This is a genomic window from Nonomuraea rosea (assembly GCF_039539705.1).
Lineage (GTDB): Bacteria > Actinomycetota > Actinomycetes > Streptosporangiales > Streptosporangiaceae > Nonomuraea > Nonomuraea rosea.
This window is the reverse complement of record NZ_BAABDQ010000039.1, coordinates 66,854-90,692: the sequence shown is the minus strand read 5'-3', so window position 1 is coordinate 90,692 and position 23,839 is coordinate 66,854. Positions and strand designations below refer to the sequence as shown.

The window sequence follows — 23,839 nt, the reverse complement described above, 5'->3', positions numbered from 1 at the left end:
TTGTCCGCGTGTGACCTGTGTCAGACGGCAGCGTGCACGAGTATATGGGCCCGGGATAGATCGTAGAAGGGTCGGCCGATCGAGGTGGAGGCCGCGGATTCGTACGACGTTTGCTCGGCCGATTCGACGAGTAGGCAGGCGGGGCCGGTCACGACCCAGCCCAGTGTGGGCCCCTGCCCGTACGGCGAACGACGTCCAGGTCGAAGCTCGGTCCCAGATGTTGTCCGGGAACCGTCGCAAGGCGGGGCAGCCGGCCCGCGTTCGGCTGGGACTTGGCGACAAGCTGTGGCCGCCGCCTGTCTGTTCAGGAGGCTTCTACGACCGGCCTTCGAGCTCGACGGCTGATCAACCAGCCGAACCCGGTTGCCGTGAAGAACATGACAATGCCGTACACCGCACCCGGAATGGCGATCTCGGCACTGTTCAACAGCGTCGGGCTCAGCGCGACCGTGATGGCGAGCCCGGTGTTGTGGATCCCGATCTCAAACCCGGCCGCGGTCGCCGCTCTATGATCGACGCCCGCCAGGCGCGGCACGCTGTAGCCGATCAGCAGACTCACGATGTTGAAAGCCAATGCGGCCAGCCCGACCGAGACGAAATAGCCGAGGAGGTTCTCCCGCTCCGAGTACAGCACAGCGTAGATGACCCCGACCAGGACCACGACCGACAGTGCCCGGACGGGGAGGTTGAGCCGCTGCGCCACCTCCGGCGCCAACGCGCGCACGAGCATCCCGATCACGACCGGTACGACCACCATCGCGAAGACCTGTACTATCTTGTCGAACTGCAAGCCGATTGCAGCCCCATCGGGCAGGAAGTACCCGGCCGAGAGGTTCACCACGATCGGCAGGGCGACCACGGCCAGCACCGAATTGATCGCGGTGAGCGTTACATTCAGCGCGACGTTCCCGCCGAACAGGTGGCTGAACAGATTGGCCGCAGGGCCCCCAGGCGACGCCGCGACCAGCAACATCCCGACCGCCAGCTCCGGCGGAAGCCCGAAGGCGAGCACCAGGCCGAAGCAGATTGCCGGCAGAAGCACGATTTGGCACAGCAGCGCGAGCACGGCCGCCTTCGGATACTGGCCCACCCGCCGGAAGTCGTCCAGGGTCAGGCTGAGGCCCAGGCCGAACATGACGATGCCGATGGCAAAAGGCAGACTGGCCAAGATCCATGAGGAGCCCATGGCGGACATTCTCCGGCATGCTGACAAGCCCTGGCAGAGCCCAAGGCTTGTCAAGTTCCAGAAGAAAGAGGCTGGGGCCGTCTCTTGCTGACGTTGTGCTCCGAGCAGCTTCTGTCGGTCTTGAGACAATCCAGAGGCGGAGCCTCCTTCCCATGCTTCAGCGATGTCGCTCGGGGCGAGGGATGCTGCCGGTTTCCCGGCGTGCTTGCTGACGTTGCCGTGGCAGATCTTGTGCTCCAGCCGGTGCCCGGACTCCTGGATCAACGTGGCGCGGCCTGCTAGCGATCGGCTGCAGCGCTCATCCGGGCGAAGGCGTCCGGTGTCACGATGGGGATGTCGTAGGCGCGGGCCTTGCGCGCCTTCCCCGACATGGTGTCGGGATCTGCGGCGACCAGCAGCCGGACCCGCTTGGTGACGTTGGAGTGTGCGGCGTAGCCGGCCTGGCGGGCTCGTTCTTCCCACAGTTCGCGGCCGCCTGCCATGTCCCCGGTGAACACGACGAGATCACCCGGCTGCAGGCGGAAGCCGCCGACGGCAGGGTGCTGAGGCGGGGCGGCAGCGGCCAGGGCTTGCTCAACTGCAGCGGGCGGCAGGCCGAGCAGGGCGGCGACGAGGTCGAGTTCGTGGCGTTCCGCAGGTGTGACGACGCCGTCCGCCTTGGCCGCGTGAGCCAAGGCGTTCAGGTAGTCGTGGTGCAGACGGAGCGCGTCGGCGCGGCTGAGGTCCAACCGTGCGGCCAGGGCGATCAGCATGTCGGCCTCGGTCGCCGAGATGTGATGGTCCAGGAGCACCTGGTCGAGCAGAGCGAAATACGGGTCGGCCCGGACGGTGTCGGACGCGCGCGGCAGGCGGTCCAGCAGCCGGGCCAGGAAGTGGTTGTCGCGCTCGCCCGACGCGCCCCGCCGTACCGGAGTGGCGGCGCTGCGGGGAATGACTGGCCAGGCGAGTCCGGCGGCGGCCGTGAGACATGCAGTCCACGGCGAGGTTGGGTGGGAGAGCCTGAGGTAGTGGCGCAGAAGCGCGGCGGCGGCGCGGGCGTCGATGAGCGCGTCGTGGTGGTTGTCGAGCGAGATGTCGGCGACCGCGCAGCAGCCGGCGAGTGTGCGTGGGGCGGCGGGCAGGAAGCGGATGGCCTCGGTCATCGTGCAGATGCCGAAGGGACTCAGGTCGGGGATCGGGGTGCCGGCCCGCGCGTACTCGTCGTGCAGGAAGCCCAGGTCGAAGCGGAGGTTGTGGGCCACGGGCACCCGGCCGCGCAGCAGCTCGGTGAGCGCCCCGGCGATGTCCTTGAAGCCGGGGGCGTGCCGGACGTCGGCGGCGCTGATCCCATGGATGTGTTGCGGCCCCAGGTCACGTTGTGGGTTGACCAGGGTGCTCCACTCGCCGGTGATCCGCCCGAGCGGGTCGAGCAGGACGACGGCGACCTCGATGACCCGGTCGTGCCACGACGGCCGCAGTCCCGTGGTCTCCAGGTCGATGACGGCGTAACCGTGCTGGCTGCTGTCCATCTGATGCCCCCTTTTCGTGCCCTGTAGGGACCATCGCGGGTGGGATCTCCACGGTTTCGGCCGCGTACGCATTGTGATGGGTTCGTGACAGAGGAGTCGCAGACGACGGGAAGAGGCGTATGCTCGTGCGTCGTCACACCGACTGGGCCCGGTTCTGCCGGGGCGAGGTAGCTGGCGAGGACCGCAAGCAGGCAACACCTCATCTGCCATGGATTACGGATTCGTTAATCACTATAGTGAAGGGGTGCGTGGAGCGGATCTGGATGACATCCGTGCGGTCTCTGCCTGCATGTTCGGCAACCGGTATCGGCTGGAGGTGCTGGAGGCGTTCGCCAGCGCACCGGATGGTCAGGTGAATCTCGGGAGGCTGGCCGTCCGGCAAGGCGTGCAATCGGCGGTGTACTACCCCGTGGTGCGCGATCTGCTGGCCCTGCGGATGGTGACCAGGGTGACGGAGGTTGGGCGGGACCGGCGGCGCTGGTATCGCCGCGCAGGCGGCGATGCCCTTTGGGAGCCTCTGGGGCGGTTGGTCGACGGCCTGCGGGGGCATTACGACCGGATCACGGGGACGGATATGAACGATGTGGGCGAGCAGAAGAGGGTGAGGACGTGACCGGCGCCGCGGAGGCCTTTCCTCAGGCCGTCGCCGACGCGCCGGAGTTCACCCTGAACCGGGGTTCGTGGTCACGCGTGGTGCTGCAGGGCACCTCGGTCTTGCTGCACTATGAGCCGGATCAGATCGAGATCGAACGGCGGCGGCGCACCGGCCCAGCGGCCATCACCTCGCCGGACGCGCTGCGAGTGCTGCTGGATCTGCCGGTGAATGCGCCACTGCCGCTGTCGGCCGTCGAACGGGCGGCTTCCGATGCCCTGCACCGACTCCCGAACGGCGCGATACACATGGACCAGGGCTGCGTGACCCGCTTGGCGGTTCCCCCGATCAAGGCATGCTTGGCGGTCGTGCCGACCCGATCGTGGCGCGTGGGCCTGGAGCGGGCGGGCCGGTTCGCGCCGTTCTGTGCACGCGCGATGCTGCTTTCCGCGCCGCCGCGTGATCTCGATGTGCTGCGGATGGAAGCCGACTTCTATGGCATCGGCGTCATCGTCGACGCCGACGGCGAATCGCATGTGATGGTCCCGCCGGCGCCCTTCGAACTCCGCAGATTCACCGCCGCGAGCTGGCTGTTCTTGGAGGAGGCGTACCAGCAGATCAATCTGCTGCCAGCGAGGGTGTAATGGCCTGACTGTCGGTGCTGAGTGGCAGGCTGGCCCACTTCTCCAGCGGCCTGGGCGGCTTGAAGTGGTTGGGCTGCTTGATGCGGGTGTTCTCCATGGCGTGCGCGTTCACGGCCTGCTTACAGCGGGCTCGCCACCAGATCTGCCGGTCGGCTAGCGTGGGCTGCTCCAGTAGATCGGGTAGCCAGGCGTTCCAGGTGGCGCTGTTGTGCGCGTGCGCGGCCGCCTTCACCGGGTTCGTGAGGCCGAGAAAATCGTCCAGCGCCCTGCCCTGGCAGCGGCTGCAGGTGCAGCGGGGCGGGGTGGCGTTGGCGTAGGAGTCGGCGATGAACTTGGCGCTGCTGAAGCGCAGCAGTTCGGGGATCAGCACCGCGGGGTAGTTCGCTCCGCCGCCGGAGGTCTCGGTGCGTTCCCCGGCGGGGACGAGGTGCCGCAAGGAGCCGCCCGCGCCGATGCCGGCGAAGCCGGCGCCGTGCGCCAGCGCGTCGAACCCGGCCAGGTCCGTACGCCACAGCCCGGTGCCCGGTACGTCGGCCAGCAGTTGCCGAAGCTGCTGAGGGGCGGCCGCGAACTGCTGGAGCGGGTCACGCTGCCCGCCGAGGATCAGCGCGACCGGGTGCTCTATCGCGCGGATCGCGGCCACCAGGGTGACACGCGCCTCCGGCCGCAGCCACCCGATCGAGACGGGGAGCGTCACCACGACGTCGTCGCGCTGCAGCGCCCCAGCCGCCTTCACCACGGCCTTCAAGGCCGCAGGATCGCCGGCCTTGATATAGCGGGTCGGGGTGATGGCGAAGGACGCCCCGTTGTCGAGCTGCTCCTGAAGCGCGCTGTCCAAGTCGCCGCCGAACAGGGCATCCTGCGGCAGACAGAACGGCGCGTCGGTGGTGGCGACCTCCTTCTCGTACGCGGCGCAGTCTTCGGCCAGCACGCCGGAAAAGGCTCGCCGCAGCGCGTGCAGCCGCGCCGAGCAGCCGGTACCGCACACCACCAGGCCGCCGTGATCGGGATGAAGGTAGCCGGGCGCTTGGAGCAGCAGGTTGGCGCGCTCCAAGGTCAGGGCGCGCTGCGTGATGGCGCGCCCGGCTCTACCGCGGTCGGGCGGCGAGGTGAGCAGGGAACTCGCCACGGTAGGGGCTGGTGCGCTGGTGCGGTCGTCCATGTGCTCACCTCGTGAGACGTAACCGGTGTCAGGCGGGGTTGTGTCCGGGCGGGCCGGGGTGGGGCAGCAACAAGTGGGTGAACTCCTCAGCGAGTAGTCCCGCGATCTCGGCGGCGCGGTGGAGTCCGTGCTGAGCGATGAGGCGTTGCGCCGCGGCGGGCACGGCCTGCGGGAGTTCGCGTGGGATGTCGCCGGGCTCGTGGGTGCGGTAGCCGAGCGTGGACATCTCGATCATCAGGTTGCGGTACTGCCATTCGCTGATGGCGGCCAGGGTGAGCGCCTTACGGGCCAAGGCGGCCATCGACACGCCCCATCGTCGCTTCAGCACCGATAGACGGGACAGATCCAGGCCTGCGCTCAGCTCGCCGCCGATGCCCGCGGCGGGCATCAGGAACTCGCTGGCGAACTCATCGGCTTGCCGCTCCTGCTGTGGGGTGGCACCGGGCTCGGGGTGCATGATCACGTGCCCGAGCTCGTGGGCGAGGCTGAACCGGAACCGGTCGGCCGGAGCGTGCGCGCCCAGCAGGAACAGCGGGCGCTCCGCGCCGTTCCACTGGCTGACCGCATCCAGGTCACGGCTTTGGAGGTCGCGCACGAGAATCAGTCCGCCGGCACCTTCGATCATCCCGACCAGGTGGGCGATCGGCCCGGCGGGAACCTCCCACAGCTTGCGCAGGGTTTGTGCCGCCTCGGTAGGGGTGTCGAAGTCGTTCACGGCGATGTGCTCGAAGCGGTGAAGGGTCGGATCGGCGGGCAGGGCCCGCAGGAGACGGTGGGTCTGCAGGCGGCCCAGGGCGAGCTGCGCGTGAATGCGGCGCAGCGCGTGGGCTCCCAGCGCGGCCTTCTTGCGGTGGTGCACCAGCCCGATGCCGACCCCGGTCAGCTCGGCATCCAGGCGAAGCAGCGCCGGCGGGTAACCCAGAGCGCGCGCGTACACGGTCAGGCGGTCGCCCTCGACGGCGAGGCGGCCCGCTTCGGCCTTGCTCACGTAACCCTGGCTGATCGACTCTCCCGCCAGGGCCGACATGGCGTGGGCGAGCGCGGTCTGGGTCATCCCGCGGGACTCACGAGCCAGCGTCAGCATGTCCGCATGCGCCGTCTCCTGGGCCACACCGCGCTCCTGTTCACGCCATCCACCGCTCTTCTATCCCTCAGATTACATCACCAAAATATTCCTCACGTTGGAATGGCCTACCACGCTGTCGGTGGATCTCGCCCCTTCGCCGGAGCACGTAGCGCTCTTGGTCATACGGGATAGCGTCGGCGCCGGTTCGCTAGGCTGTTCGACCTGGCTCGCGGGAGCCCTCCATCCAAGCCGGCTCACAAAGGAGTGGCTGTGCGGGTCGATGCTTCTGTGCACGTCGAGCGTGCGGGCGTTGCCGCCTTGGCCAAGGCGGCCCACGAACGTCTCGGCTGGCTGTGCCGAGAACAGCCGGTCAACGACTTCGGGGTCGATGCCATCCTCGAGCTCGTCGAGAACGGCCACACCGCCGGGCGTCTGCTCGGTGCACAGATCAAGTCCGGCCAGAGCTGGTTCAGCGAGCCGACTCGCGATGGCTGGATCTTTCGTTTCACTGACGAGCACGCCCAATACTGGTTCGACTACGACATCCCCGTGGTAATCGTCCTGCACGACCCCGTCTCGGGAACGCTCTACTGGCAGTCGCTCTCCCACGACGCAGCCGACTCCACGGGCAAAGGCTGGAAGGTGACCGTCCCGGCCGACCAGCAGATCGACCAGGCCAGCGTGCCTATGCTCACCAGCCTGGCACGCCCGGCGCGCGAGGACGGCGACCCGGCCGAGCAGCGTTTCGCCCGATGGCTGGACCGCCTGCCCGGCGAGGCGCGTGACCGGCTCGGACACACCCGGCGCCGTGCCCTGCAAGACGGCGACACCACTGGGGCGCGTGCCGTCGAACGGCTGGCAGATCTCCTGCAGGCAAGTCCGCCGGCCGAGGCGGTCTCCACCCTTTTGGCGAAAACCCCCGCATGGTGGCCGACCGAAGAATGGGGGTGGCAGCTATGGGCGTCGGTGGCCGACTACGCCAACGAGCATTTTCTGGAGCCTCAGGCGGCGGCGTTCTTCAACCGTGCCGTGACCGCGGGAGCCACCCCGGTACAGCGGTGGCGAGCCTTCGCCGGGCTGTCTTTGATCCGCTCCGACTCAGCACAGGCGACAGCGATCCTGACCGAGGCGGCCAAATCGCCGGACGGCCGGCTCCTGGCCGACCTCGGCCTTGCCCTGCTCGAGCGCGAGAAGGCTGGCGGCAGAGGACCTCTTGCTCTTCCCGCCAGCATTGCCGCGGCCGTCGAAGACGGCAGCGTTCGGTCGGAAGGTACGGCTCTGCGCTTTCTTGCCGATCAAGCCGTTGCCAGTCGCGATCTTGACGCGGCCGTCACCTGGCTCGAGACGCTGGTGTCCGTCTTCCCTCGAAGTGACTCGGGCCGGATCGCACTGGCCAGGGCTCTGGCTCAGCGGGCCAGCATCGGCATGAGCCCGCTGCACGAAGGCGACATCGCCCGTGCTCGCAAGCTCGCCGACAGCGCTCGGGCCGAGCAGCGCCGCTGGGGCGGACCCAGTGAACACCCGGCCCACGTGTTGTTCCATACTCACGTGCTGACCGGCGACTTCGACGCCGCGATCGCCGTCGCGCTGCCGGAGCCGCACGGGCAGGCCAACGCCCGGGAGGCCGCCGCTGAGCACCTGGCGCAGGCCGCCGCCCGGGTCGCGCTGCAACTCGGTCACCCTCAGGCCGACGACCTGGTCGCCAAGGTGAGCAGTCCCGTCGGCGTCGCCGTGCTCAAGGCCGTCCGCGCCGACGCCCGGGCCGCCGAACCGAGTGACCTCATTTCTTTGTGGAACCACGTCGTGCAGGTGGCTGATGACGATGCCCTCGAAGAACTCATGATCGCTTTCAGGTCGCTGGCGGAACTCGGCGTCTGGCCGCTGCCCGGTCTTGACGACCTCGTGGCCCGCGCGATCGTCACCGACGAGGAGGCATCGGCCATGCACGCACGTGCCGACATTGCCAAAGGTCACCACCAAACTGGCCTGATGCGGCTGCGGCAACTCGCCGATCGGTCCCTGTCCGGTGCGGCCGCCCTGGTGCAATCCCTGGTCGAGCTGGAACGTCACACCGAAGCCGTCCATGCGTGCGACCGCGCGGCCGCCCGCTTCGGCGCCGTCGAGTTCCTGCAGCGGGCACTGCGGATCCTTGAGCGCACGGGCCAGCACGACAAGTGGAGATACCGGGCCCTGCTGTTGCTGAGCCGGTCCGCTCTCCCCCAGGCCGTACGGGAGCCGCTGCGCCGCGAACTCCTGAACGACGCCCACAACCGGCAGGACTGGACGGCCGTCGAGCAACATGCCGTCGCCGCTCTCACCGAAGGCGACACCCCGGGCGCGCCAGGACAGACCGTGCCGGAGGCGGGCACACGCACGGGACCGCTGACGGCTGAGCAGGCGGGGTACGCCTGGAGCCTGATCGGCGCACGCTGGTTCGCCTACCAGCCCGCTCTCGCGCTTCGGGCTTACACGGCGCTGCTTCCGCCGGTGCTCACCCTTACGCAGGCGCAGCTCAAGGCGGCCGTGCTGCCACGGACGGGATGGTCAGCCGATACCGTCCAGGAACTGCTCGATCTCGTGGAACGCTTTCCGGAGCACACCCAGTTCACCGGCCAGGTGCTCAGCACGATCCTCCTCGCCGCCGGCGAACCTTCCCATGAGGACGACTCGCCCCCCAGGTCCCCGCCGCCCATCCTCGTCCTGCCACCCGCGCTGAGCGCCCGGCTCCAGGCCACCCTCGAAACACACCTGCGCCTGCACCCGGACGGGCCGCTGCGCCCGATCGACCTCCAGGACATCACCGATCCCGAGGCGCTGCGCCAGATGTTGGAGCCGCGCGCCCGCCTCGCCCAACACCTGCGTACCCAGGTCCTGGCCGGCGCCATCCCGCTCGGACTACTCGCCAGCCAGCTCAACCGCCCCTACACGCTGGCGCTGCTACAACGTGCGGCCGGCTGCATTCCCGCAGGCGAGTCCGACCCCGAACGCTTCGACGCGGAGGTAGCAGCCGTTCGGGCCGCGCTGGACCAGGTCGTGGTGATCGACACCAGCACGCTGTACCTGTCCACCCAAACCGTCGCCGGCTTCGCCGAACTACGTGCGCGCTTCGCCTCGGTCCACCTTCCGTCTCCGTGCTTCGACGACCTCATGATGACCACGATCGCCATCGAGCAGGTGCGGAAATCGTCGATGAACATCGGCGTCGAACCCGGTTCCGGCCTGCGTGTGTCCCAGCTCACGCAACAAGCCAGAGACCATCTGGGTGGCCGGATGCAACAGCTGGTGGAAGCGGCCGGGCTCACGGATATCGTCCCGGTGGCGGATCTGACCCTCGTGACGGAACTCATGACCGGCGGTCTCGATGCCGACCTGGTGGCACAGAGCCCGACCTTCACCGCGCAGCGCGAGGGTGCCTGGCTGGCGGCAGTCCAACTCGCTCTGGAGACAGGCTCTCCTCTGTGGAGCGACGATGTCGTCCTGCGCGCCATAGCCGCCGGGGCGGATATCCCGACGTTCGGCACGTTGGCGTTGCTGCATGTTCTCTACGACCAGGGGCTGGCCGACACTACGGACGACGACCACCGCCGTTTCCTGGCCGACTATGTGGTGGATCTGCCCCTGCACCCGGATCTGCTGAGCCAGCAAGCCCAGTCCGACGGCTGGCGGCCGCGCAGCGCAGCCGTCCCCTTCGCTCGTCCCGGCGCCTGGCGGGAGCCCCTCGAAACGCTGGAGACCTTTCTCACCCTCATCCGGGCGGTTCACCGGCAGGAACCGCAGGCCGTCGCAGGATGGCTGCTGTGCGGGGCATGCGGCTTCGCCGGGTCGGCCCACCCGCAGGAGGCGCCTATCCGTGCGGCACGCCTGACCTGCCTGGTCGCCGAACAGACCGTAGGCCTGACCCGGCAAGGACTCAGCGAGCTGCTGCCATCCGCCGAGACGGGACTGCGTCAAGCACGCCAACTCGGCGCGATCCGCGCCGGCCTGACTGAAGAACCGATGCGGGCCGGCGCTTCAGATGCCCCTGAGGCGCTGCGCGTCCACATCACTGCGGTCCTCCTGGAAACTCTCCAGGCGCGGGCACAGCCTGCGGATGAGGTGGACGCGCTCACGAGGGAGGCGGACGATTTCGTCGGGAGCGCCTACGCCCTGGCCGAAGCCCGCCAGGAAGATCAGCACCGCACAACGTAGGGACTCGGCGGCAGCGACTGGTCGATCGCGTGGGCTATCCCTTTGGCACCGGTGCATCATTGATGCTCCGGCGCTCCACTCCACTCGAACAGATCCCTGGTCGGCATCCGCAGCGCATCGGCGATCTGGAACACCTTGTCCAGGTGCGGGCTGTACATGCCGTTCTCGATCCGGTTGATCGTCTTACGGTCGACGTCGGCCAGTTCGCCCAGCTGTTCCTGAGTCAGACCGTGCCCTTCGCGGACTTCACGCAGCCGTAGGCCGAACTGTCTGCGCAGCTCAGCGAGGCGTGGCGTGATCGGATCGGGCACTCACCCACGTTGGCCTGCATGATCACCCAAGGTCTGTACCAACGTTGGTACAAATGCTGGTTGTGGGGGCCGGCGGTGCCGCGTTGACGTGCAAGCATGCAGCGCACCACCGCACGCGCAGGTAATGTCGCCGCCCCTGGAGAAGAACGCATGACCCGTTCACGGCAGGACCGCCCCTACCCGGCCCGCATCATCGCCCCGCCGCGCCACACCCGCGACGGCGACATCTCCCCGGCCTGGCTGCTCATGCAGGCCGCCCAGCTGTCGTGGGAGATCCGCAGCATCTTGCAACTGATCAACGGCTTGCGGCTCAACCTCGGCGAAGAGCTCCAGATCCACAGCGAAGCCAGCGACATGCTGCTCAACGCCGCGCACGCCACCGCGATCATGGAGGCCCAACTCCCCCTGGCCCCCGCCTGGAGCAGCGGCCCGCCCCGCAGCCGCTCCATCTTCGCCCAGGCGCGCGAAGCCGGCACCGATCCCGCCGACGTACGCCCAGACCTGCACATGCTGCGGCCGCCCATCAATCCGCACGTCAGCAACGACGTCGATGCCGCCTTGCGCGACGACCCCGACCCCGACGCCCAATGCGCCGGCACCACCCTGAAAAAGGACCGCTGCACCAAGACCATCGTCACCGGCATCGGCTCGGCCCACTGCAGCATCCACCTCACCCCCGCCGAACGACAGCGCCGCGACCAACTACGCGCAGCGCAAGATCGACGCCTGCGAGCCATCCAAGACGCCCTCGACGAGCAGCGGATCGGCCTGGCCGCACGGTGGGCCGACCACTACGGCCGCCGTCCGCATCGACTGGAACTGCCCAGTCCACCCGGCCGCCCCCGCCGGCCCGCCCTGGTCGACGACCACGTCGAACTGGCCTTCGCCGAAGACGAGCAGGCGATGCTCGCCTTGTACGACACCGGCTGGCCGGCGCTGTGCCCACGCTCAGCCGAAATCATCGACGCCCTCTTGGACTGGCCTCGCGCCACGATCACCGACGTTGCCATCATCGCCACCGAGCAGAGGCCGGAACGGTGGTCAAGCGCCGAACAATGGCTCGAATCCAGCATCTGGGACGGCATCCGGCCCCCCGCTCTCGCCCTGCCCGCCGCTGGTCAGGCCCCGGAGCTCGATGAGCACCCGGCCGTCCAGGTCCTGCGCCGCCACCTGGACGATGACCACCACGCGTGGCAGCGGTGGCACACCGGCTTCTCCGCCCTGGTCGAGGCGTGCGACGACCCGCCCCTGGAGACCATGGCCGATCTGCTGGCCTTCTGGCAAGACATCGGCATCTTGACCTCCCACGACAGCGCGACCAACACCCTCATCTGGAAAGTCGAGAAGTCACCTCCCTCACCGTGGCGGGTGCTGTACACCCGAGGGCACCTCGTCGAGCCACGCCTCCTGGCCACCGCCCTGGACTGGCTGCTCGCCAATGACACGCCCCAGGATCCCGACCTGCCGCCACGCGAGGTCTTCCACGTGATCCTCACCTCGAACGCGCAGCCAAGCCCCGCCAGCGACATGGTCGGTAGCGGCGCAACCGGCATGCCGAGCTGACCTCTATCGGTCACGGCGGGCGGCGTCGGTGATTTCCCGGATCTCGGCCAAGGCCGCCGTCACCGCCTGCCGGTCGGTGGCTGCGGCCACCCGCTGCTCCAATGCGCGAAGGCGAGCAGCCGTCGCGGGGCGGCGGTGGATCGCCACGAACTCGCCCCACTGCGTCAGAAACGCGTGCAGCGGCGCGACGGTGCTCTGCCGTGCGGCCTGCTCGGTCGCCAGGTCGAGATGGTCGACGAACTGGCCGAGATAGGCCGGCGCGATCTGAGCCACCGCGGCCCGCAACGCAGCCGTCGTCAGGGGCGGACGAGGAATCAGCGCCTCGCCCTCATGAGGCGGGGTGGACACCGGCGACCTCCAACCTGTTCGCACCCCACCGTATCGGCGTCCACGACCACCTTCCAGGGACGTCAGCGTCGCGTGGCACATCCATGATCCGCTGACGATCGGCTCATGGGGCGCATCAGGCGACGAACCGGGGTTGTGCATACCCGCCGACTCCCCCGGTCTGGTAAACGAGGCCAACACGGCTGCGGCGGGGCGCCAGCCGTCGCCGTCCACGGGATCTTGCCCCGGCGGGATCGATGCCGAGCTTGCCCTGGGCCTCGATGGCGCCGGCGAAAATGTTGAAACAGATCAAGTCGCTGATGTCGGCGTCCACAACGATTTCCGCCACGGGTTCGGTGCGGGTCCACATCGCTCACTCGTCCGGTCTTCGCAGCCACTGGCGCTGCTGATCGGCCGCACAGACATGGGGCAGGTTAAGGAGTCAGACGGGATGCACGCGCCTGTTCGATCTCGTCGGTCTGCGCCTTGATCCGTGCCATCGTTCTACGGACGCGCGCTTCAGCTCGGGCAGCGCCTTCCGGATCGTCTCGATAACGCTCCTCCCACTGCCGCTGAACGAGCTGCCGCGCCTCATCCGCCTGGCGACGGCGCTCAGCAAGTACAGCGTCCGCTGTTCCTGAACCGCAGACGCGGTCGACGACCTCACACAGTTCTTGGCGGGTCATCACCCCAAGCACTCCGAGGAGTTGCTCCAGAAGGGCCCTTTTTTCCGCCTCCGAGGGAAGCTCTTGGACCGGGTTACCAGGTGCATCGATCGCCATCGCAGCAGCCTATGCAAGCGCAAGGGTATTTGCCGAGGCTGTGGGCGCGCAAAGTTGGTGGCGGGGGCTGTTGGTCTCCTGCCTTGGCGGGTTGGGCGTCTCACCCAGGGGTGCAGCGCTTGGCGCAGGAGCGTCTCGTGGCCGCCTCCATCACCGGCGGCGACATCGCGGCTGCCCCGCTATGGCTGCCGCAGCCGCTGCGGACCCTGCGGCGGTGGCCCGGGTTCCCGCACCTGGTCGGCAGGGCGTGGGGTTGGGCGTCCGGCCCGAACGCCTGACCGGTCCGCTGGAGCCGCTGCGCCATGGGTGAGCGCATCTTCGTCGCTCACCGTCGCCGCGACCCTGATGACCCTCGCGGTCTCCGTCATCGTGATCGCCGACCCGGCGTTCGCGCTGCCCGCATGCTCGCCGGTGACACCGGGAGTGGAGACGTTCGCGCGGGCGTGCTTCCATCAGGTCGCTGGCGGTGAGCGGCGCGCTGCTGGTCCTGCTGGCCCGCCGCTCCACCGCCGGCCTGATCGTCTTGCTGTGGGTGAGCGGCCTCTTCCAGGCCGACGACACGCTCGTGCACGCCCTGAACGGCAACCCCGCCGCCTTCGCGGCCGCGGTCCTGGCCGTAGTGGCATCCGGCTCGGCGCTCTGGCTCGCCCGCGCACCCCGCGTAAGACCACTCACGGGTCAGCTTCCGCTGAGCCTGAGGGCACCGGATCTCGCGGATCTTGAACTTGATCGCATTCCCCAAGCCGGGGTGTTGCGACAACCGCGAGAAGGGACGACTGACAGGTGGGGCCTTCGGATGTCCAGATCTGGACAGATTCAGGCGTCAACCTGGCGGTATGCGAACTCGTCTCACCTGTGTCACGTTCCATCCCCCGCCGCACAGGAGCCTCCGTTGCTCAAGCGTTTACTCGTCTCCGCCGCGCTCGCCGGTGCCGTCCTAGTCGCGCCCGTAGCCATCGCTGAGGCCGCTTCGGCTGCCGTCCACATCCAAACACCCGCCGCCGCGGCGGCGTGCACGTACAAGCGGGACGGGAACGTGTGGCGTTGCATCACACCGGGCGCGTTCTGCCCGAAGGCCGCGCACGGCCGGTACGGGTATGCGAAGGTGACGAACCGCAAGTACAAGTGCCTGTACAAGAACAGCGACCCGTACTGGCGGTGGAGGCGCGCCTGACCGACCCTGACGTACAGCGAGAAGAAGCCGCCCTCCCCTGTGCGGGGAGGGCGGCTTTCTGCTGGATCTACAGGTCCTTGCACCTGCCAACGCGCGGTCGGCTCGGAGCGCGGTGTCGGTGTTGCTACCGGTCCGTTTCCCCAAGCTGACCGGACAAGGACATCGAAACGTGACAAAATCCGACGGCAGCGTCCATCACAGGATGAGAAACCTCGGTGAACGGCCCCGCTGATCGTCCATGCCAGGACCAAATGTCGACCGGCGCTCCCATCATCGTTCAGCGAGCCCGAGCCGCCGTCGTCTGCACCACGATGCGACCCGTGACCATCCCTCGCCGAATTGGCACGAACACCCATGGGGCAACCTGGCCGTCCGCGTTGATCACCGTCTTGAGGCCGATCCTACCTACCCCTGCCCGGCCTCGTTTACCGGCAGCCGGGTGCCCGCGCTGGCGATGATGTCGTCGAGTTTGGCTCCCTCAAGACGGGCTCCGCTGAGGTCGGCATCACTCAGGTCGGCATTGCTCAGGTCAGCCCTGCGCAAGTCCGCTCCGCGAAGGACGGCTCCACGCAGGCGGGCGCCCTGCAGATGCGCTCTCTCGAGCCGAGCCTCGGCCAAATCCGCCCTCTCGAGCTTTGCCTGCCGTAGGTCGGCGTTCGTCAGGTCGGCACCGCGCAGCGAGATCCCCCTTAACCAGGCCCGGTTCAAGGTCGCGTGACGCAAGTTGGTGTGATCCAGCTTCCCCTTCAGTTGAATCCGCCGCAGATCCACCCGGGACAGGTACCTATCGCCGACGTCGGCGTGATGAGGTAGACGGGCGAGGATGTGCATCGCGATCTGGACGTCAGGAGCACGGCTCGACAACCATGGAAGATCATCGTCGATTTCACCCGGATGTACGGGCCCTTTCGGCGCGCCCACGGGCCATGGAGCATGCCCTCTGACGTAAGCGGCCAGGATGGCAGCGACGGCGGGGCGGTCGGCATAGGAGTTGATGGCGATGCGCTCCAGTGCGTGCAACCCGCCCACACGGATGTCCACGGTATCGCTGCCGAGATGCTCGATCGCACGGCTGAACCGATCAGTGAGGTGTCCTTCTCTCGCCACCCGCACTTGCTGCCAGGCGGCGACGATGCCCGCCACCACGAACAGACCACCGAAGGCTTGGAGTAGTTGCCCTCGTAGACCGCTCTGCAGCCCGGCCTGCGCCTGTTGCAGCTGAATCCGCGTCTCCGCGCCCGAGACGGCGCGTAGTTCGCCGGGTGACAACGGCGGAAAGAACAGGCGGGGAACGTACAACAGGGCGGCGAGCAGGAGAAGCAACGCTCCGAGGAGGACACCGGCGATGACCGCCACCTGAATGCGTCTCGACAAGCCGACTCCCCTTGCCCTCAGCCGGTCAACCGTGACCGACGTTCAGCGTGTCAGGAAATGATGCACGTTCCCAGATGTGATCGGCTGATCTCCCATCCCTCCAGACCGTTTGGTCAGTGCCCGGCCTGAGAGGGCTCACGGGCGTGCGCTGTCGCGGGTCAGGGCAGATTGAGCGGCGTCGTCACGATCAGGTCCCACTCGTCCCAGCCTTCGACGTCCATCCAGGCGATCATCGGCCGGCCGTGGCCGTCCAGCGCCATGGCCAGGCCGTCACCCCCGCCGCGCCGGATCGTCGTGACCGGAGTAGGCGTGCAGCGGGTTCTCGTGCAGGCGGCGATGACGATCCGTTCGCGGTCGAGGTCCTGGTAGGCCACCAGCGCCCGCCCATGCCGGTCCAGTGCGATCGCCGGCGCCGTGTTACGGCCGGGTTCGGACAGCGTGGCGGTGTCGGCCCGCGAGCACTCGCGGGTGTGACAGTCCAGCAGCTTGATCGCGCCGTCGCGCACGTCCCGGTAGGCGATCAGGGGCCGGCCGTCGGCCCGAACCGCCATGACAGTGACGGCCCCGCGGTCGCGGCTGGACGCATAATCGAGCGACCCTGCCTGGACGGGCTGCCCCACGCGCGCCCGGACACAGGCAGGATCATCGCAGGAGATCACGAAGATCGAGCCGGTGTCGCGGTCGAAGCGCAGCATGACGGGACGGTCGTCGGGACCCACGCCCGCGACAAGGCCACGCCCACCGGCTACGTGTCTGTCGGCGGGAAGCTTGGCGATCTCCTTGGTACGCGGACGGGTGCAGGCCGGATCGTCGCAGATGGTGATCGAAAGCCCTTCCTGGTCGGCGTCCCGCTCGCTCAAGGGGAACTCGTGGAGCTGGGCGACGAGCAGACCGCCGCCTGGCCGTGCCGCCAGGGCGACCATCCTGTCCTGGCTGGACTGCGTCACCTCCGTGATCGGCTTGCCGTCCGGCGCCGGTACGCAGCCCGTCTCGTCGCAGATCAGCAGCCCGAGCCGGGCACGCCAGCTCTCTTCCGAGACCAGCCCGTCTTCGTTCACGCCCTCCTGAGCCCACGTCGACACGACCAGACGGCCGTCCGCCAGCCGGGAGCCGGCCGCAGTGTACCCGCCGGCAGCATCGGCAGGCTCGGCCCGGGTGAACCGGGTACGGGTGCAGCCGCTGTCCATGCAGGTCAGCAGCTGCGCCTCGGCGGAGCCGTCCAGGAGCATGACCATGCGCCCGCCCGGTCCCGCATACAAGGCTCGCAGGTCCGCCGTCTCGAGCTCCGGCTTCGGATGCCCATCCTCTTCAGCCAGCTCGGAGTCCAGGTCACGTGACCAGTTCCCCGTGACGGCCGTCTCGGAGACCTGCAGCCAGCTGAGCGGGTTGATCAGCACCGCGCCGCCGTACAGCAGGCCGGGCAGGAGTAGCGCCGCGAGCACCGGCACGCGCCCGGCCGGCCGTGGCGTGCTCGCCGGCAGACCGTCGACGACCTCCCTGAACTCGGCGAGCGTCCCCTTGATGACCAGCCGGTGCAGGAACAGGCGGGCGATCACCGCCCCTTGGAACGGCACGGTGGCCAGCGCCAGCACGTACCCGGCCACGGCCGGCACGATGGGCAGCCCGGACACCGCCCAGTTCACCGCCCCCACGGTCAGCGCGGGCAAGAGCACAACGCCAAAGGCCAGCCTCAACGGCGTCGCCCAGGAGGCACCGCCCGTCAGCCGATACGCGCGAGCCAGAGCGCCCCTCGCCGACCGGCCCTCCAGGACCACGGGCGCCACGGCCAGCAGGCACGGCATCGCCGACAGGGTCAGGACCGCCACCACGGCATAGGCCGTCACCTGCGCCCCGGTCCACACGAGAACGCCGAGCCCGGCCGCCAGAGCCACCGTGAACGCCACCACGCCGACCAGAACGAGCGCTGCCATCGCGGGCCAGCGCCGAGCCGCGGCCCGCATCGCGCCGGAGTTGGAGACGCCCTTGCCGACCAGCCGCGCGGTGGCGAGCACCACCGTCGCGGGCAGCGCCACCGCCTGCCCGGCCACCGAGACGACCAGCACCGCCGCCGACCACGCCAGCAAGGACGTATCAGGCGCGCCGATCAGCTCGAAGTCGCCGTCGACCACCGCCACCGACCCGTCCGCGAGTAGGGCCAGCGCCGATGCCGCGAGCAGGCCGATCGGCAGGAATACCGCCACGGCAGGCACTGCGAGCCCGACCAGGTACCGCGCCGCGGTGGCATAGGCCGGCCAGAGCACGCGATCGCGCCGCACCTCGTCCCGGGCGTGCGTGTGGCGATCGTCCGCAACACCGCCGCCCTCGGCGCTCTCACCGGTCAACCGGCTCAGGCGCTGTCCCGATGGCACCGGCCCTGGACGGGCTCCATGAGGAGTCACGTCGCCTCCAGACCTGCGACCCGAAGCTTGGACGAGCAGGATCAGCGTCTGCACCCAGAGCCAGGCCCGCGCCTGCCTGGCCCGCAGCTTGGCGAACAGTTGATCAGGCGAGGGCACGGAGGCCTCCAACAGGACAGTGGATGGCCATGAGCCTAAATTCCGCGCCGTCCATGAAGGAGGTCGAAGACTCCTTCGGCATCGGACCGACCCCGCGGCTGGACGCGGTCCGTACTCCAACCGCGCGAACACCCTTCGGCATAGTGCACATGTGAGAAGAGCGGCCAGGATGAAAACAGACGCTGGCCCTCCTGTTGGCGGCGCGAGACTAGAGCCGAGGCCGACGGCTCAGGCTCGCCCCGTAGGACTGTCTGGGCGAACGTGATGGCCCGAACCGTCGCCCGGGGTCGCAGTGGTTGTCGGAGAAACGTTCTGCCTAGTCCGTGCTGGCCAAATGCTTCTGCATCCGGTGGCTGCGCACAGACTCCAGCACGGCCACTACCATCCAGGCGAAGCCTGCGAAGGGCAGAGCCCATCCGAGATGCAATGGGATGTCAGCCAGGGCCTCCGGGACCCCGCTGAGCAGAACGCCGAAGCCGATCACGGGCAGACCGCGGGCATCTACGGTGGCTAGCCGCCGATCCTTCTCTTCGAGCAGTTCGTGCAGCTTTCCCAGCTCCTGCTGGAAGGCACGGTTCAACTCTGCAATGGCGACCTCCCGAGCGTTTTGCTCTTGCTTGATACTGTCCACGGCATGGTTGAGACGTACCTCAACATCGCCAATGTGTGCGCGAAGTACTTCGATCCGCTGGTCTATAGGGTCGTTGGGGCTCCATACGCGGCCCGTAACGGTTCCCGCGATGCCGGTCAGCCTCATGCTAGCGGCGCCGCCGCTGACCTTGACGCTCTGCCTGGAGGGTTTACGTAAACGGTTGATCTGCCTGCGAGTCCAGGCTGTCGAGGTCTTGTAGATCAACTGAGCCCCATCAGGGGCGGCAACGATAGCCCCAACGAAGGCAATTACGACGCCCACCCATTTGTTGACCTGGGTCAGGACTGCTGCCTCGGCAAAGATACTTGAGCTGTTCATGAGGGCTTAGGCTAGCGATGATCAGAGTGTTTGGCCCTGCCGGGCGGCTCTTCGCGTGAGTTCGGTGCCTGCCCCCCATCCCCACCTTCGAGACGAGTCGGTAGCTGTCAAACCGTTTGAGACGTTTCAGGCGACTTGTTCTGTATCGGAGTTGCTTTCCTCCTTGACGGGTTCGTTGATCCAGACGGCCTTGGGCAGGCTGGGTGGGGTGGGCTTGCGGCGGAAGCGGCCAGGGTTGGCGGCGTAGGCGGCCTGGAGCGTTCGTGCTCGCTCGGCCCGGATCTGGCGGGCGGTGCCCAGATGGACCGAGGCAGGAGTGTGCAGCCCTATGCCCGAGTGCCGGTGCTCGTGGTTGTAGCAGGTAAAGAACTCCTGGCAGAAGGCGCGGGCGTGGGCGATCGAGCCGAAGCGTTCGGGGAAGGCCGGGCAGTACTTCAACGTCCGGAACTGCGCCTCGGAGTAGGGGTTGTCGTTGGACACCCGGGGCCGGCTGTGGCTTTGGGCGATGTTCAGCTCGGCCAGCAGCGCCGCGACCGGCTTGGAGGTCATCGAGGTGCCTCGGTCGGCGTGCACGTGCATGGGTGCCTGACCGCCGTTGGCGCGGATGGCCGCCGCGATGAACTGCTCGGCCAGTTCGGCGTTCTCGCGAGCGTGGACTTCCCAGTGCACGACGTAGCGCGAGTAGATGTCGATCATGACGTACAGGTCGTAGTAGACGCCCTTGACCGCTGTCTTCAGTTTGGTGATGTCCCAGGTGAAAACCTGCGAGGGGCCGCGGGCGACCAGCTCGGGCCGCACTCTTGCCGCGTGCGTGGCCTGGCGCCTGCGCTCCCGCACCTCGCCGCACTCACGCAATAGCCGGTACATGGTGGAGATCGAGCACAGGTAGACGCCCTCGTCCAGCAGCGTGGCCCATACCTGCGCCGGCGCCTTGTCGACGAACCGGGCCGAGTGTAAGACGGCCAGCACCCGCGCCCGCTCATCCGAGCTCAACGTCGCCGGATGCGGCGCCGGCGCCGGGCGAGGACCGAGCGCCACCGGCGCGGGGTGACGGTGGCGGTGCATGGTGGCCCGCGACTTGCCCGACAGGGCGCACGCGGCGGTCACGCCGAGCACGGGCTCCAGCGCGGCGAACGCCTCATCGATCACTTCCTGGGCGGCGCGTCGTTGTCCGCGCTCTCGGAGAGCAGTTCCAAGAGCGCGTGCGCTTTTCCCATGATCTCCAGCGCGGCTTTGGTCTTGGCCAGCTCCCGCTCGGCCCGCTCTGCCCGGGCCCGCAGCCGCTCGTTCTCCTTCTCGGCCCCGCTCTTACGCGTCTTCGGGCCGGACGGCTTGGCCGCCAGCGCGTTCAACGCCCCCGCATCGCGGGCCTTGCGCCACTCGATGATGTGGGAGTGATACAGCCCCTCGCGGCGCAGCAGCGCGCCCTTGGCACCCGGTTCGGTCGCCGCGTCGTAGGCCTCGACCATCGCCAGCTTGTACTCCGGCGTGAACGAGCGCCGCTTCGGGCCGATCCGATCGAGGTCCGTCACCCTTGCCCACTCCACCATCATCGGGGAGATCCACGCGGAGGTCGGCCACCGTCAAAGTCACTGTCTGAAAGATCCTGTTCTCGCCCTGCTTGAGTCACAGAAGACTACTTCGTCCCCAGGTCTCATCAGAGTCTGACAGAGAGGGGATCACCCGGACGCCTGGGCGACGCATACGCGATTGCTCCACCCCGAGGATTGGCAGGTGACCGCTGTGGGGCAAGGCATGGTGAACGCTTGTCCGTGACCAGCCCCACCAGCCTCAACTCTCTGAGGCCGGTGGGCTTGGTCACCCGTTCCAAAGCCGTCGCCAGAGCCGTTTCGAGAACCGTCGAACGTCACGGATACCGACCCGCCGGTCGCGCTGCTCATCCACCGCTCGACGTCGTCACCGCCGGGTCGGCCATTCCACTCCATGCCTGGGCGGGAGAGGCGGCCTACGCGCCACTGGTGTGCTCGGTGTTCCACCACGTGACCCACTCATGGAGGAGGGCGACGAAGTCGGTGAAGGTCAACGGCGGTGCGCCGACTTCGGCAAGCGCGACACTCACCCTTTGCCCTGCAGATCCGCAACGGGCATATCCGTAACAGGGCAGAGTGGGGAAGAACATCTGCTGGGCAGCACCGTTCACCGCCTCGATGATCATCTTGTCGTGCGGGTGGTAGAGGGGTAGGAACTCCACGGAGACCTCGTACGGGTCGAGCACCGTTCGCATGGTCTCGTACAGGAAATCCTTCCCGCGGTCGACACAGATGCGTTGGGGTGTTCCGCCGACGGAGGTGTGCTGCTCGTCGCTCAGCATCGCGTGGCGCAGAGCGGTCAGCACACCGCTCTGGCCGGGAAAACCGGGAGTGACCGCCCATCCGCAGATGCCCGCGTGTGTGCGATCGACGAACCAGGTGATCCAGGGGCTGCACGCCTTCCCTTGGAGGTCAACCACGACCGGTGCTGGGAAATGGTCGCCCTCCCATACCGTAGTACGGTGCGCGCCGCTCGGCTTCGCGGCGCCTGGTCGGCGGCTCACCGACGTATCCCTTGGGCTAGCGCCGCTGCTGAGCCACCGCACCGCTCGCCGCAGCGTGACCAGGCGCGGACCCGGAGGGCTGTCGGCGCTGCTCCGCTGGAGTGGCTCCCGCTACGATGCCGCGGCATTGCCTGGCCAGGCGACGCACCCGGCGCGGATCTCGGGAGTGACCTCGAAAACAGATTGGACACCCCGTCCCGATATACCCGTCCAGCCGCGCTACCGTCGTCGTGTCGCTCGACCGCCTGCTGCTGTCGGTCCATTCGCTCTCCCCTTTCCAGGAGCTGCCCCGAAAGATATTCGCGGTTATACCAAGGAAGAGATCTCAGCCATCTCAATTTACAAACGATACACCTCTACTGCAATTCCCCGCTACCTTTTTCATCGTTTCGTCCGGCCATGCCCGGACGCGATGCATATGGCTCGAAAATCTTTCAAGAGGAATCTTTTATTGATTCACCTTTCGGTGTATCTATGGGCCGCAGACGAGACACTGCGCGGGCTGCATCACCGCCACGCGCGCTTAAGGGTGTGAGCGTGGGTGGCCCGTGTGTGGCGCGGCCGTGGCTCGGCGAGAATGATATCCGCGACACTTCTGGGGACAGGCTCATGGGGGATGGACTCATGCGGGTTGGCCGTCAGGTTCGGCCGGCAGCCCGCCGGGTCCGTATCGGAGCCGGTTCTGCAAGCCAGAAATCCCAGGTAAGGAAGCTGGACGGGGGTGCGCGGAAGGCTCGTCACGAGCGCGGATTCCAGTGGCCGCCTCGGTGCCTACGGCGGGCGCAGCCGGTCCAGCACCCCTCTCAGAACGTCCTCATCGACAGCAGAGCGCTGGAGCCTTTCGAGGGCGCGGGCTACAAGCGCGGTGAGGTGAGCCCAGGCCCGCCAGTTGCCGTGAGCGGCCTGTCGGTCGGCCAAGTCAATGAGCGTGACGTCGGCGTCGGCCCAGATGGGGTGATAGGTCGGGATCACCTCCAGCACTTCGGCCATGGTCATGCTGGTAATTTTTTGGTAGAGCTCGATGCGCGAGGCCGCCAGGGGGCTGCGCATCAGCTCCAGCGCCTCGGGGCAATCGGCCTCCCCCACGAAGACGATTGTCATGGCGGTGCGGGGATCATCCCAGAGATGGCGCAAGTACTCGAAGCCGTCGACCGGCAGGAGATGGGCCTCGTCGCATACCAGAATCCGGAATTTTTCCGCCAGCGTTGTCTTGAGCAGGTTGTCGCATTCCTGGGGGTGCCTCGGCCGGTGTCCTTGGAGTCGCAGAGCGTGGATGAGTTGACCGCGTATGCTGCCGGCGTACGTGCAGCACGACATGTGGATGGTTCCCTCGGGAACGAGGCGGCGCACGGCGGTGTTCACCGTCGTTGTCTTGCCCAGGCCGGTATCGCCGTACAGGCACGCCATGCCCCGATGTTCGAGGACGAAGTCCAGGTTGACATACGTCCGGTAAAGGGCTTCCGTATCCACGACGGTGGCGCCATCGGGTCGCAGAAAGTGATCGTTTCCGTCGTCGGGCGAGGGAGGGTTGCCTGTGGTCATGACCGGTCCTCCTGTTGGCTGGAAAAGCGTGCGGCCCCGCCCAGACCGGCGCCGCCAGGATGTAAGCCCCCAGACGGCGCGCCCGCTACGATCGTCGCGTCGGGTATCCGGCTCTTCGGTTCGGGCCTGGGCAAATCATCGCGTTCGGCGACCGCGGACGGGTGCTGGGGTGATGCCGGGAGACGACCTCCGTGGCGCCGGACAGCCGACGATGGCCGCTGGTAGATCTGCAGCGTAGCGGCGGAGCTTCAGCAACCACGCCCGGTCCTGCGGGCGGGCACCGGTGACCGCCGACCAGGCCGGGTAGGTCCGGTTCTGCGGATGGAACCGACCCGCGGTCGGCGACAGAAACACGAGCAGAGCCGAAGCCGTTGCCCACT

At 67.8% G+C, this 23,839-nt stretch carries 19 protein-coding genes and 1 pseudogene; 6 read left to right on the top strand and 14 right to left on the bottom strand.

Features of this window, described 5'->3' with window-relative positions; translation table 11 throughout:
• Positions 1 to 304 precede the first annotated feature (304 nt).
• Both ABEA43_RS52515 and ABEA43_RS52510 read right to left on the bottom strand, forming a co-directional pair.
• Positions 305 to 1,195 (bottom strand): bile acid:sodium symporter family protein, encoded by an 891-nt coding sequence (locus tag ABEA43_RS52515; protein ID WP_345574091.1) that lies wholly within the window; start codon positions 1,193 to 1,195, stop codon positions 305 to 307.
• A 269-nt stretch (positions 1,196 to 1,464) separates the two neighbouring features.
• Positions 1,465 to 2,694, bottom strand: a complete 1,230-nt coding sequence (locus tag ABEA43_RS52510) for an exonuclease domain-containing protein (RefSeq protein WP_345574089.1) — start codon at positions 2,692 to 2,694, stop codon at positions 1,465 to 1,467.
• 208 nt (positions 2,695 to 2,902) lie between these two features.
• Here ABEA43_RS52510 and ABEA43_RS52505 point away from each other — a divergent pair, with 208 nt between their 5' ends.
• Together ABEA43_RS52505 and ABEA43_RS52500 are read left to right on the top strand one after the other, a co-directional pair.
• The gene (locus ABEA43_RS52505; protein WP_345574087.1) at positions 2,903 to 3,307 is read left to right on the top strand and encodes a hypothetical protein; all 405 of its coding nucleotides are present in this window, start codon (positions 2,903 to 2,905) and stop codon (positions 3,305 to 3,307) included.
• On the top strand, positions 3,304 to 3,930 hold the full coding sequence (locus tag ABEA43_RS52500; protein WP_345574085.1) for a hypothetical protein: 627 nt from the start codon (positions 3,304 to 3,306) through the stop codon (positions 3,928 to 3,930). The genes ABEA43_RS52505 and ABEA43_RS52500 overlap by 4 nt, the downstream gene beginning before the upstream one ends.
• On the opposite strand, the gene ABEA43_RS52495 is transcribed toward ABEA43_RS52500, so the two are convergent.
• Together ABEA43_RS52495 and ABEA43_RS52490 are read right to left on the bottom strand one after the other, a co-directional pair.
• The gene (locus tag ABEA43_RS52495) at positions 3,905 to 5,092 is read right to left on the bottom strand and encodes a hypothetical protein (RefSeq protein WP_345574083.1); all 1,188 of its coding nucleotides are present in this window, start codon (positions 5,090 to 5,092) and stop codon (positions 3,905 to 3,907) included. The genes ABEA43_RS52500 and ABEA43_RS52495 overlap by 26 nt on opposite strands.
• Positions 5,093 to 5,120: 28 nt before the next feature.
• A complete protein-coding gene (locus ABEA43_RS52490) occupies positions 5,121 to 6,203 on the bottom strand; it encodes an ImmA/IrrE family metallo-endopeptidase (RefSeq protein WP_345574082.1) in 1,083 nt (360 codons plus the stop codon).
• Positions 6,204 to 6,428: 225 nt separating this feature from the next.
• On the opposite strand from ABEA43_RS52490, the gene ABEA43_RS52485 reads away from it, so the two are divergent.
• Positions 6,429 to 10,346, top strand: coding sequence for a DUF4365 domain-containing protein (locus tag ABEA43_RS52485; RefSeq protein ID WP_345574080.1), 3,918 nt, complete (start codon positions 6,429 to 6,431; stop codon positions 10,344 to 10,346).
• 56 nt (positions 10,347 to 10,402) lie between these two features.
• Here the strand turns inward: ABEA43_RS52485 and ABEA43_RS52480 are convergent, their stop codons facing one another.
• On the bottom strand, positions 10,403 to 10,657 hold the full coding sequence (locus tag ABEA43_RS52480) for a helix-turn-helix transcriptional regulator (protein ID WP_345574078.1): 255 nt from the start codon (positions 10,655 to 10,657) through the stop codon (positions 10,403 to 10,405).
• Positions 10,658 to 10,753: 96 nt separating this feature from the next.
• Here ABEA43_RS52480 and ABEA43_RS52475 point away from each other — a divergent pair, with 96 nt between their 5' ends.
• Entirely contained in the window at positions 10,754 to 12,220 is a 1,467-nt protein-coding gene (locus ABEA43_RS52475; protein ID WP_345574076.1) for a hypothetical protein, read from the top strand.
• A 3-nt stretch (positions 12,221 to 12,223) separates the two neighbouring features.
• Here the strand turns inward: ABEA43_RS52475 and ABEA43_RS52470 are convergent, their stop codons facing one another.
• The 3 genes from ABEA43_RS52470 to ABEA43_RS52460 all read right to left on the bottom strand — a co-directional run bounded on the left by ABEA43_RS52470 (position 12,224) and on the right by ABEA43_RS52460 (position 13,329).
• Entirely contained in the window at positions 12,224 to 12,568 is a 345-nt protein-coding gene (locus tag ABEA43_RS52470; RefSeq protein WP_345574074.1) for a hypothetical protein, read from the bottom strand.
• 115 nt (positions 12,569 to 12,683) lie between these two features.
• Positions 12,684 to 12,917 carry a hypothetical protein gene (locus tag ABEA43_RS52465; protein ID WP_345574072.1) on the bottom strand — a complete coding sequence of 78 codons (234 nt, stop codon included), beginning with the start codon at positions 12,915 to 12,917 and terminating at the stop codon, positions 12,684 to 12,686.
• A gap of 64 nt (positions 12,918 to 12,981) precedes the next feature.
• The gene (locus ABEA43_RS52460; RefSeq protein ID WP_345574070.1) at positions 12,982 to 13,329 is read right to left on the bottom strand and encodes a hypothetical protein; all 348 of its coding nucleotides are present in this window, start codon (positions 13,327 to 13,329) and stop codon (positions 12,982 to 12,984) included.
• 119 nt (positions 13,330 to 13,448) lie between these two features.
• On the opposite strand from ABEA43_RS52460, the gene ABEA43_RS52455 reads away from it, so the two are divergent.
• Positions 13,449 to 13,607: a hypothetical protein gene (locus ABEA43_RS52455; RefSeq protein ID WP_345574068.1), complete on the top strand. Its 159-nt coding sequence runs from the start codon at positions 13,449 to 13,451 to the stop codon at positions 13,605 to 13,607.
• 188 nt (positions 13,608 to 13,795) lie between these two features.
• Complete coding sequence (locus tag ABEA43_RS52450; protein ID WP_345574066.1) at positions 13,796 to 14,503, top strand: hypothetical protein; 708 nt, start codon at positions 13,796 to 13,798, stop codon at positions 14,501 to 14,503.
• Positions 14,504 to 14,908: 405 nt separating this feature from the next.
• On the opposite strand, the gene ABEA43_RS52445 is transcribed toward ABEA43_RS52450, so the two are convergent.
• The 6 genes and pseudogenes from ABEA43_RS52445 to ABEA43_RS52420 all read right to left on the bottom strand — a co-directional run bounded on the left by ABEA43_RS52445 (position 14,909) and on the right by ABEA43_RS52420 (position 23,459).
• Entirely contained in the window at positions 14,909 to 15,877 is a 969-nt protein-coding gene (locus tag ABEA43_RS52445; protein ID WP_345574064.1) for a pentapeptide repeat-containing protein, read from the bottom strand.
• Between the two features lie 158 nt (positions 15,878 to 16,035).
• Positions 16,036 to 18,393, bottom strand: a complete 2,358-nt coding sequence (locus tag ABEA43_RS52440; RefSeq protein ID WP_345574062.1) for a hypothetical protein — start codon at positions 18,391 to 18,393, stop codon at positions 16,036 to 16,038.
• 316 nt (positions 18,394 to 18,709) lie between these two features.
• Positions 18,710 to 19,363: a hypothetical protein gene (locus ABEA43_RS52435; protein ID WP_345574060.1), complete on the bottom strand. Its 654-nt coding sequence runs from the start codon at positions 19,361 to 19,363 to the stop codon at positions 18,710 to 18,712.
• A gap of 126 nt (positions 19,364 to 19,489) precedes the next feature.
• Positions 19,490 to 20,913: pseudogene (locus ABEA43_RS52430) on the bottom strand (IS3 family transposase).
• A gap of 416 nt (positions 20,914 to 21,329) precedes the next feature.
• The gene (locus ABEA43_RS52425; protein WP_345574058.1) at positions 21,330 to 21,917 is read right to left on the bottom strand and encodes a hypothetical protein; all 588 of its coding nucleotides are present in this window, start codon (positions 21,915 to 21,917) and stop codon (positions 21,330 to 21,332) included.
• A gap of 771 nt (positions 21,918 to 22,688) precedes the next feature.
• Complete coding sequence (locus tag ABEA43_RS52420; RefSeq protein ID WP_345574056.1) at positions 22,689 to 23,459, bottom strand: AAA family ATPase; 771 nt, start codon at positions 23,457 to 23,459, stop codon at positions 22,689 to 22,691.
• Positions 23,460 to 23,839 lie beyond the last annotated feature (380 nt).

Bases quoted from the DNA above. Each gene is read 5' to 3' on its own strand.
- ABEA43_RS52475 (WP_345574076.1), top strand. From the start codon at position 10,754: ATGCAGCGCACCACCGCACGCGCAGGTAATGTCGCCGCCCCTGGAGAA.
- ABEA43_RS52435 (WP_345574060.1), bottom strand. From the start codon at position 19,363: ATGAACAGCTCAAGTATCTTTGCCGAGGCAGCAGTCCTGACCCAGGTC.
- ABEA43_RS52495 (WP_345574083.1), bottom strand. From the start codon at position 5,092: ATGGACGACCGCACCAGCGCACCAGCCCCTACCGTGGCGAGTTCCCTG.
- ABEA43_RS52515 (WP_345574091.1), bottom strand. From the start codon at position 1,195: ATGTCCGCCATGGGCTCCTCATGGATCTTGGCCAGTCTGCCTTTTGCC.
- ABEA43_RS52460 (WP_345574070.1), bottom strand. From the start codon at position 13,329: ATGGCGATCGATGCACCTGGTAACCCGGTCCAAGAGCTTCCCTCGGAG.
- ABEA43_RS52420 (WP_345574056.1), bottom strand. From the start codon at position 23,459: ATGACCACAGGCAACCCTCCCTCGCCCGACGACGGAAACGATCACTTT.
- ABEA43_RS52465 (WP_345574072.1), bottom strand. From the start codon at position 12,917: ATGTGGACCCGCACCGAACCCGTGGCGGAAATCGTTGTGGACGCCGAC.
- ABEA43_RS52505 (WP_345574087.1), top strand. From the start codon at position 2,903: ATGGATTACGGATTCGTTAATCACTATAGTGAAGGGGTGCGTGGAGCG.
- ABEA43_RS52510 (WP_345574089.1), bottom strand. From the start codon at position 2,694: ATGGACAGCAGCCAGCACGGTTACGCCGTCATCGACCTGGAGACCACG.